Origin of the sequence: Streptococcus suis (genome assembly GCF_019794615.1) — a bacterium.
In the GTDB taxonomy this organism is placed as follows: Bacteria; Bacillota; Bacilli; order Lactobacillales; family Streptococcaceae; genus Streptococcus; species Streptococcus suis_AI.
This window is the reverse complement of sequence record NZ_JAIMDU010000059.1, coordinates 1-7,259: the sequence shown is the minus strand read 5'-3', so window position 1 is coordinate 7,259 and position 7,259 is coordinate 1. Positions and strand designations below refer to the sequence as shown.

4 protein-coding genes, 4 tRNA genes, 1 rRNA gene and 1 pseudogene are annotated in these 7,259 nt (G+C 39.5%); 2 read left to right on the top strand and 8 right to left on the bottom strand.

The window, feature by feature from the left end; translation table 11 throughout:
- Positions 1–131: 131 nt before the first annotated feature.
- Positions 132–1,346, bottom strand: a complete 1,215-nt coding sequence (locus K6V43_RS11120) for a pyridoxal phosphate-dependent aminotransferase (protein WP_024391780.1) — start codon at positions 1,344–1,346, stop codon at positions 132–134.
- Between the two features lie 150 nt (positions 1,347–1,496).
- Here K6V43_RS11120 and K6V43_RS11115 point away from each other — a divergent pair, with 150 nt between their 5' ends.
- A complete protein-coding gene (locus K6V43_RS11115) occupies positions 1,497–1,949 on the top strand; it encodes a universal stress protein (RefSeq protein WP_024397621.1) in 453 nt (150 codons plus the stop codon).
- A gap of 20 nt (positions 1,950–1,969) precedes the next feature.
- On the opposite strand, the pseudogene K6V43_RS11620 reads toward K6V43_RS11115, so the two are convergent.
- Positions 1,970–3,335, bottom strand: a pseudogene (locus tag K6V43_RS11620) (HAD-IIB family hydrolase).
- 72 nt (positions 3,336–3,407) lie between these two features.
- Between K6V43_RS11620 and K6V43_RS11100 the strand changes: the two are divergent.
- Positions 3,408–4,367: an asparaginase gene (locus K6V43_RS11100; protein WP_222383127.1), complete on the top strand. Its 960-nt coding sequence runs from the start codon at positions 3,408–3,410 to the stop codon at positions 4,365–4,367.
- A 222-nt stretch (positions 4,368–4,589) separates the two neighbouring features.
- Here the strand turns inward: K6V43_RS11100 and recG are convergent, their stop codons facing one another.
- The 6 genes from recG to rrf form a co-directional block, all read right to left on the bottom strand.
- Positions 4,590–6,602, bottom strand: coding sequence for an ATP-dependent DNA helicase RecG (recG, locus tag K6V43_RS11095; RefSeq protein WP_337250542.1), 2,013 nt, complete (start codon positions 6,600–6,602; stop codon positions 4,590–4,592).
- Between the two features lie 77 nt (positions 6,603–6,679).
- Positions 6,680–6,751 (bottom strand) — tRNA-Glu (locus tag K6V43_RS11090).
- An 8-nt stretch (positions 6,752–6,759) separates the two neighbouring features.
- Positions 6,760–6,833, bottom strand: a tRNA-Ile gene (locus tag K6V43_RS11085).
- Between the two features lie 41 nt (positions 6,834–6,874).
- Positions 6,875–6,945, bottom strand: a tRNA-Gly gene (locus K6V43_RS11080).
- Positions 6,946–6,950: 5 nt separating this feature from the next.
- Positions 6,951–7,023, bottom strand: a tRNA-Val gene (locus K6V43_RS11075).
- Between the two features lie 129 nt (positions 7,024–7,152).
- A 5S ribosomal RNA gene (gene rrf / locus K6V43_RS11070) occupies positions 7,153–7,259 on the bottom strand; the annotation flags it as partial.

Genomic DNA, 7,259 nt, shown 5'->3' with positions numbered 1-7,259 from the left:
TCCTTTTTGTGCGCCCTAAATACAAAAACTATTCCCGTCTTGTCATCAACTGCTCAGACGGGAATAGTTTCTTTAGCTGCTTAAATGCTTAACTTAATGACATTGGGAGAACCCCCGACTTTTCTTCACTCCTAACGTCGATATTGCGCTAAGAATCGTGTCATTTTTTCTTGAATTTCTGCTAGTTCGTCAACACGTGGTAAATAAACAATACGGAAATGATCTGGCTCTTTCCAGTTAAAACCTCGTCCATGAACCAACAATACTTTTTCTTGTTTCAAAAAATCAAGAACAAACTGCTCGTCATCATCAATTCGATACATTTCTCGATCAATTTTAGGGAAAATATACAGACCTGCTTTAGGTTTAACAGCAGACAGTCCAGGTATATCTTGAATCGCCCTTGTAATGAACTCACGTTGTTCATAAAGTCGCCCACCTGGAGTCAACAATTTATCAACAGATTGCACACCACCTAATGATGTCTGCACCACCTGCTGGGCTAATACGTTGGAACATAGACGCATATTGGACAGCATGTTTAAGCCTTCGATATACCCTTTCACATGATGTTTAGGGCCTGATAACACCATCCAACCAACACGGAACCCACAGATACGATGTGATTTTGATAGACCATTCATCGTTACAACAAATAAATCCGGTGCCAAGGTCGCAATTGGAATATGAACCGCTCCATCAAATACCATACGGTCATAAATTTCATCAGAAAAAATAATGAGCTCATGTTTCCGAGCAATCTCAACGATTCCTTCCAACACTTCTTTTGGATATAAAGCACCCGTTGGATTATTAGGGTTGATAAGAACAATAGCCTTAGTCCGTGATGTCACCTTGGATTCCATATCCGCTAAGTCAGGATACCAGTCTGCAGACTCATCACAAACATAGTGAACTGCATGTCCACCAGCTAAGCTTACCGCTGCTGTCCACAAAGGATAGTCAGGCATCGGTACCAACACCTCATCACCATTGTCCAACAAGCCCTGCATAGACATGACAATCAACTCACTTACACCATTACCAAGATAAATATCATCAATATCAACATTTGGAAATTTCTTGAGTTGACAGTATTGCATAATCGCCTTACGAGCTGAGAAAATCCCCCGACTATCCGAATAACCTTCTGATTTACGAGCGTTATGGATTAAATCACGAATGACCTCGTCTGGCGCAGTAAAACCAAATTCAGCAGGATTTCCGGTATTCAACCTTAAAATCTGCTCACCATTAGCACGCATCCGCATAGCCTCTTCCAAGACTGGACCACGAATATCGTACGCAACGTCATCTAATTTCATTGACTTCTCAAATTTTCTCATAAGTCACCTCGACTTTCTTATGGTTTATATTGTACTGTAAAAGTAAAAAAATCACAAGAATACTTTACATTTTTTCAAAAAAGACTTATAATAAAAATGTAAGCGGATACACTGCTTATTTGTATTCTCCACTTGAAAGGAGTGATTGGTATGTCTCAATCTTATAAAACAATTCTAGTCGCTGTTGATGGTTCAGCCGGTGCTGAACTAGCACTACACAAGGCTATCCACGTCGCAAAACGAAATCAGGCACGACTGATAATTGCCCATGTCATTGATACACGAGCGTTACATAACGTTGTTGCTTTTGATGCAACAGTCTATGAGTCTTTAGAACGTGAAGCTGAACTATTACTAGAAGATTATAAACAGGAAGCACTGAATGCCGGAATAGAAGATGTTCAAATCCGTATAGAATTTGGAAACCCAAAAACACTCTTAGCGGTAGATATTCCAAAGGAAACCGGTGCTGACCTAATGCTACTTGGTGCAACTGGGTTAAATGCTTTTGAAAGATTGCTCATTGGTTCCTCTTCAGAGTATATCATGCGTCATGCAACGATTGACTTATTGATAGTACGCGAGGGCGAGAAAATTTTATAAAAATCATAAAGGACTTGATGTTAGTGATCAAGTCCTTTCATCTGTCTCTTTAGCTCTTCTTCAATTTTTCTCTCAGGAGCAAAACGTTCCTCCCAATCATTTGGCTTTAAAATTTTATGAGTGACTGGGTCAAAATGAGCACGTCCATCCGGAAATCTTTTGCCCATATTAGCTTCATGGACTAGCTGAAAAATCGGCTCTGGATCCACTCCCATTAATACAAAAGAACCATAGGTAAAATATAAAAGGTCCAATAAAGCATCCACTTGATCATGCAAAGAAACCTTTGCCTCTTTTTTTCCTTCTATCTTAGCAGCAGCCTTATCTAATTCAGAGTGCAGCCGCTCAATCCCTTCTCTAAAACTACTCTCATTCTGTGAGGAAGCATGAACAAATTCAACAATTTCTTCAATTTTAAACCCTGCCCGGAAAACGGCTGTCTCAAAATCATACTCCTTTGGAAACTCTTGAGTTTGACCATCCATCAGGTGATGAAACTCTTTTACACGATTAAAATGTTGATCCTTACTTTTAAACATTTTGTTCCTCTACTAGATTAAAATGACGTAAGCCTTTATAGATACCATCCTTATTGTTCGTATCAGTTATATAAGAAGCCACTTGTTTTGCTTGCTTTGTCCCATTTTTCATGGCAACAGAATACCGAACCTCTCCCAACATCTCAATATCATTATTTGAGTCTCCAAAAACCATCACTTCATCGGTCGAAAAATGATAAAAATCTCCTAACCGTTTGATACCAATCAGTTTTGAATTCCCCTTGCAAATAATATCCGTCGCATAAGGACTTGAACGAGTAAAAGTTAATTGTGGAAAATGCTCCGCTAATCGCTGCGCCTCTTTTTCCATCGTTAATAGCATCATTTGATAAATGGGTTGAGTAATCAAATGATTGAAGCTTCCCTTATTTTGCGGTCTCACAATACGGATAATATGGTTAAAAATAAAGTTTACAAAGCCCGCACAAACTTCAGGGACCATACGTGAAATTCGGTAAGCAAAATTCCCAGTCCCCATACTCATAATGCCACTACCAACTACCCCTAATGCAGTACCAAATGAAAGATCACGTTGGAATTTTTCGGCATACGCAATCATTTTATTGATGTCTTCTTTTTCAATTGGCTGGCTAAAAACCACTTCATCTCTTGTAAAAACATATTGTCCATTGTAAGCAACTGCCATATCAAGTCCCAGACTAGCCATATATTGTAAGATAAAGCGCGGATCTCGACCAGTTGCCAAACCAACCAAGATTCCTCTTGCTTTCAACTGGTTAATGGCAAGAATAGTTGACTTACTCACAGTTCGGTGGTCCGTCAATAAGGTTCCGTCGATATCAAAAAAAACTGCCTTCACTGTCAACCATCCCACCTACTTTCATTAGAATTGTGTTACAATTAAGTATAGCATATTTTGAAAGAATCAGGAAAATTTATGAAAAAAATTCTCGTTCTCCATACTGGGGGAACAATTTCCATGCAAGCAGATCAAAACGGCGCTGTCGAATCAAGTCCCATTAATCCAATGACCCAAGTCACTTCACCAATAGAGAACATTGAAGTAGTGTCCGTTGATTTTTTGAATCTTCCTAGTCCTCATATTCAAATTGAGCACATGATGATGATTTATAAAAAAATTAGAGAAGAAGCCTCCCATTTTGACGGGTTTGTCATCACACATGGAACTGATACCCTAGAGGAAACAGCATATTTTTTGGACACAATGTCTATTCCACAAAAACCAATAGTGGTGACAGGTGCTATGCGCTCTTCTAACGAATTAGGAAGCGATGGAATCTATAATTATAGAACTGCACTTCGTGTTGCTGCCGATAAAAAATCTGCTGACAAAGGTGTTCTTGTGGTCATGAACGATGAAATTCATGCTGCGAAGTATGTAACAAAAACACATACAACAAATGTTTCAACCTTTCAAACACCAACTCATGGACCCTTGGGCCTTGTGACAAAACGGGAAATACTCTTTTTCAAGGCAGCCGACAAACGTGTCCGCTTTGATTTACAGGCCATCAACGGTGTTGTCCCAATCATCAAATCATACGCAGATATGGATACTATCTTACTGGATGCACTTGTAGAGGCCCCCATTTCTGGCCTAGTAATAGAAGCCTTAGGAGCTGGAAACCTACCACCAGCAAGTATTTCAGCCATTAAAAAACTTATCAATAAGCAACTCCCTATCGTGCTCGTATCACGTTGCTTCAATGGTATTGCAGAACCAGTATATGCCTACGATGGTGGCGGAATACAATTGGAAGAATTAGGAGTCTTATTTGTAAAAGAACTGAATTCCCAAAAAGCACGTATCAAATTACTGATTGCCCTAAATGCTGGCTTGAACGGGCAGGATTTAGCTGATTATATTCAAGGATAAAACAATAGGTGCACGATTTTTCATGCACCTATTGTTTTTTGTTAAAAATAGATATTCCTAAAAATCAACCATTTCCCATGGTAAGCCTCATGAAAACGGTAAGGCTCCAACAAATCACCTTCAGTCAATTGCTATGTAATTAAAGACTAATAAGGTATTATCTTCAGATTGAGAAAGAGAACATATTTGCACTACTTATAGCCCCAAAGGTTCCTCAAACATTTAATCCAATATTGATAGATGTTCTAAATTTTCCAGTAAACAGAGCCACATTGGATTGTTCCGCCAATTTTCTTCCGTGACAATCCGCTGAGCTACACGCCTAGCCTCTTCTAAAATAGGATAATCCTCAATAATATTGGCAACTTGAAATTCTGGTAAGCCCGATTGTCGTGTTCCGAAAATTTCACCTGAACCCCGCATTTTTAAATCAACTTCTGCCAGAACAAAACCATCCGTTGTCTCGGTCATTGTGGCCATACGCTCTTTACCAGATTCTGTTTTAGGATCCGCGACCAAGATGGCGTAAGATTGCTTCACTCCACGACCTACACGACCCCGCAGCTGGTGTAATTGACTCAGCCCGAAACGATCCGCATCCATAATGATCATTATCGTAGCATTCGGTACATTGACACCAACTTCTATAACGGTAGTTGAAACCAATATGTCCACATTCCCATGCTTAAACTCCTGCATGATTGCTTCTTTTTCATCATTTTTCATTTTTCCATGCAATAATTCAATCGATGCTTTTGAACCAAAATGGTGTTCCAACTCCACTTTTAGATCAATGGCATTTTTTAAATCGAGCGTCTCGGATTCTTCAATCAAAGGTGAAATAAAGTAAATCTGAGCCCCTTTTTTCAATTCCTTCTCAAGCCATGACAATACAACTGGCAATTGAGCATGCTTCACCCATCTTGTTACAATTGGTTTCCTTCCTGCTGGTAATTGATCAATAATGGAAACATCCATATCTCCAAAAGCAGTGATTGCCAAAGTTCGAGGAATTGGAGTAGCCGTCATCATTAACACATCAGGGTTTTCACCCTTTTCACGAAACAACTTCCGTTGTTTGACCCCAAAACGATGTTGTTCATCCGTAATGACTAAGCCCAATTTGTGATAAGTAACACCTTCTTGAACTAAAGCATGTGTCCCAACAATCATATGGATATCCCCACTAGCAATATGCTCTAACGCGTCTCTTTTCTCTCCAACTCTCATACTACCAGTTAATAATGAAATTTTACATTCAGGAAATAAAGAACTAAGAGTTTCATAATGCTGCTCTGCCAAAATTTCTGTCGGAACCATTATTGCAGCCTGCATACCGGCAGTCACTGTAGCGTACATGGCTAAACCAGCAACAACCGTCTTACCAGAACCAACATCACCTTGTAATAAACGATTCATATGACCTGGATGCTTCATATCTTGTAAAATTTCATTTAAAGCATTCTCTTGCGCATCTGTCAGTGAAAAAGGTAAGGTTTCTATTTTTCTTTGAAGAGAGTCCTCCACATATTGGATTTCTAATCCATTTGAAATATTCCGATTTTCATGTTTTAACAATTGTAGCTGCAATTGGAAATATAATAATTCCTCGAATTTAACTCTTCTAAGAGCTTGGCGATATTCTTCCAAATCATTCGGAAAATGCATAGCATAAATAGCTCGTTTTCTATCCATTAATTGATAATGGCTTAATAGAATCTCTGGAATATTTTCAGAAACCAAATCCAAATAGCCCGTATCTACAGCAGAACGAATTAATTTCACAATACTGGCCTGAGAAATACCTTGTGAGACATGATAAACTGGCTGTAAGTCCTCGCTTTGATGTGATAAAATCTTAAGCCCAGTCAAACTAGCCTTCGCCTTATCCCATTTTCCCCAAACGACCAATTCTTGTCCAGGAACAACCTTATCTGCTAAATATGATTGATTAAAAAAAGAGACAGAAACAACAATTTCGCTCTGCTTAATAGAAAACCTTAACCGATTTCGCTTCCCATAATATTGGACCGTAGCCGGAGTTACAACCTGACCCTTTAAAACTGCTTTTTCCCCATCCTGCAAATCAAATACAGATTTAACTTCAAAATCTTCATAACGAAAAGGGAAATAAAGTAAGGCATCCTCAATTGAATCTATCCCAAGCTTACTAAACTTTTCAGCTGATTTTGGACCTATACCAGGTAATACAGATAAGTTATTCGATAATTTCATCATAGAACTATTATATCAAAAGAAAAGCAAATACGAGTTTAAAAACAAAAAAAAGGAGCATTAGCCCCTCAAAAATATAGTCCGTACGGGATTCGAACCCGTGTTACCGCCGTGAAAAGGCGGTGTCTTAACCCCTTGACCAACGGACCATATAAAATGGGCACGAGTGGAATCGAACCACCGACCTCACGCTTATCAGGCGTGCGCTCTAACCATCTGAGCTACGCGCCCAAACTATTATGAAAGTTTGGTAAAAAGAACAAAATGTTCAAAGCGGGTGACGAGAATCGAACTCGCGACAACAGCTTGGAAGGCTGTAGTTTTACCACTAAACTACACCCGCTTAAATGGGAGTTAACGGGATCGAACCGCTGACCCTCTGCTTGTAAGGCAGATGCTCTCCCAGCTGAGCTAAACTCCCAATGGGTGGGACTTAGCTCAGCTGGGCAATGGAGAAAACTTCGTTTTCCTCATCTCCAACTTGAAAGCTCGAATGCCTCTCACTTTCAACTAAGCTAAACTCCCTTATGGAGATTTCTCTCCAAATCTTGCTAAGCGACTACCGTATCTAACAGGGGGCAACCCCCAACTACTTCAGGCGTTCTAGGGCTTAACTGCTGTGTTCGGCATGGGTACAGGTGTATCTCCTAGGCTATC

Bases quoted from the DNA above. Each gene is read 5' to 3' on its own strand.
- K6V43_RS11120 (WP_024391780.1), bottom strand. From the start codon at position 1,346: ATGAGAAAATTTGAGAAGTCAATGAAATTAGATGACGTTGCGTACGAT.
- K6V43_RS11115 (WP_024397621.1), top strand. From the start codon at position 1,497: ATGTCTCAATCTTATAAAACAATTCTAGTCGCTGTTGATGGTTCAGCC.
- K6V43_RS11100 (WP_222383127.1), top strand. From the start codon at position 3,408: ATGAAAAAAATTCTCGTTCTCCATACTGGGGGAACAATTTCCATGCAA.
- recG (WP_337250542.1), bottom strand. From the start codon at position 6,602: ATGAAATTATCGAATAACTTATCTGTATTACCTGGTATAGGTCCAAAA.